At 72.8% G+C, this 1,752-nt stretch carries 1 protein-coding gene; it reads left to right on the top strand.

Features of this window, described 5'->3' with window-relative positions; all coding sequences use genetic code 11:
- Positions 1–1,752 (top strand): AAA family ATPase (locus VGW35_18085; protein HEV8309575.1); only part of this gene is annotated, 1,752 nt, incomplete at both ends.

Below are 1,752 nucleotides of genomic sequence, written 5' to 3'. Positions count from 1 at the left end.
GGAGCTGACCCTCGCCGCTCGCGTGCTCGAACCCGGGATCACCGATCCCGTGGCCCTCGTCCTCACCGGGGAGGAGGGGATCGGCAAGACGACGCTGTGGGGGGCGGTCCTCTCCCGGGCCGAGGAGCGCGGATTCCGGGTGCTGTCGGCACGACCCGTGGAGTCGGAGGCGACGCTGGCCTTCGCCGCCGTGGCCGACCTGTTGCGAGACGGCTTCGACCAGGCCGTGGTCTCCCTACCGGCCCCGCAGCGGACGGCGCTGGAAGCGGCCCTGCTGCGAGGTGACCGCGAGGGGATCCCGGAGCCGAGGGCCGTCGCGTTCGGGTTCCACGGCAGCCTGCTTGCCTTGGCCGGGTCCGCTCCGTTGCTCGTCGGGGTGGATGACGTGCAGTGGCTGGACGCGCCCTCGGCCCGCGTGCTCGGGTTCGCGCTGCGGCGGCTGGAGCGCGTCCCGGTCGGGGTGGTGGTTGCCCTGCGAGCCGCTCCGGATGCGGAGGTCCCGAGCCCCCTCGGTCTGGACGGGAGCTGGCCGGAGGAGCGGATCTACCGTGTGCCGGTCCGCCCCCTCGGCCTGGAGGTGCTCCGACGGATCCTGCTCTCCAGGCTCGGGACGGGATTGCCCCACTGGGCGCTGGTGCAGATCCACGAGGCATCGGGCGGGAATCCGTTCCTCGCTATGGAGCTGGCGCGCGCCCTGGTCAGGCGAGGGGTCGATGTCCAGCCCGGGCAGGCCCTCCAGATACCGGAACGACTGGTGGAGTTGTTGAGCGAACGGCTCGCCCTGCTGTCCAGTTCGGTCCGCGAGGTGCTCCTTTTCGTCTCGGCCTCGCCGCAGCCGACGCTGACGTCGATCTCGCGGGCGCTTGGGGATCCGCCGGGGTTCGGCGACAGTGTGCAGGCCGCGGTGCAGGCCGACGTGATCGAGATCTCGCGGGATCGCATCCGGTTCTCAAACCCGCTGCTCGGCACGGCCCTGTACTCGGGGTCGGCACCGGAGGAGCGCCGGCGGGTGCATCGGCTGCTCGCCGAGGTGGCCTCCGACCGCGAGGAACGGGCCCGACACCTGGCCCTGGCGGCGGAGGGGCCGGACGAGCCGGTGGCGCAGTTGCTGGAAGACGCCGCCCAGCGGGCCCGGTCCCACGGGGCTCCGGACGCCGCCGCCCAGCTCGCCGAGCTCTCCAGGGCGCTGACGCCTGCCGAGCGGGTCGATGCGCGCAACCGGCGGACGGCCCATGCCGGGCGCTACGCGTTCGAGTCGGCGCAGGTCGAGCGGGCCGAGGAGCTTCTCCAGGAGGCGGCGACTGCCTCCACCGGACCGATGCGGGCGGAGGCGCTGCTGTACCTCAGCCGGGTCCACTACCACCGCCGCGACGCCTCGTCGGCGGTAGCCCTCGCCGAGCGGGCCCTTCGGGAGGCGAGGGAGGATCCATCCCTCCAGGCCAGCATCAACCTTGAGCTGGCGGTGGCGGCCGAAGCCTCCGGCCACCACCGATCCGCGACCGCCCGGGTCCGCCGCGCCGTGCAGCTGGCGGAGCGTTCCGGGGCCAGGACGATCATCGCCGAGTCGCTCGCCGTGCTCGGGTTCTACGAGTTCCTCTCCGGTAAGGGCTTCCCCACCGCAAAGCTTGAGCGGGCCAAGTCGCTGCAGGGCGAGGGCTTACCCCTGCGACCGCTGCGGAGTCCCCCCTTCTACGAGGCGTGCATGCTGATGTGGTCCGATGACCTCACGGGCGCGCGGGACCGACTGCGCGA

It is taken from the genome of Candidatus Methylomirabilota bacterium (genome assembly GCA_036005065.1).
GTDB lineage: Bacteria > Methylomirabilota > Methylomirabilia > Rokubacteriales > DASRDR01 > DASYQW01.
Note: the sequence above shows the minus strand (reverse complement) of the source record. Positions and strands in the feature narration are given on the sequence as shown.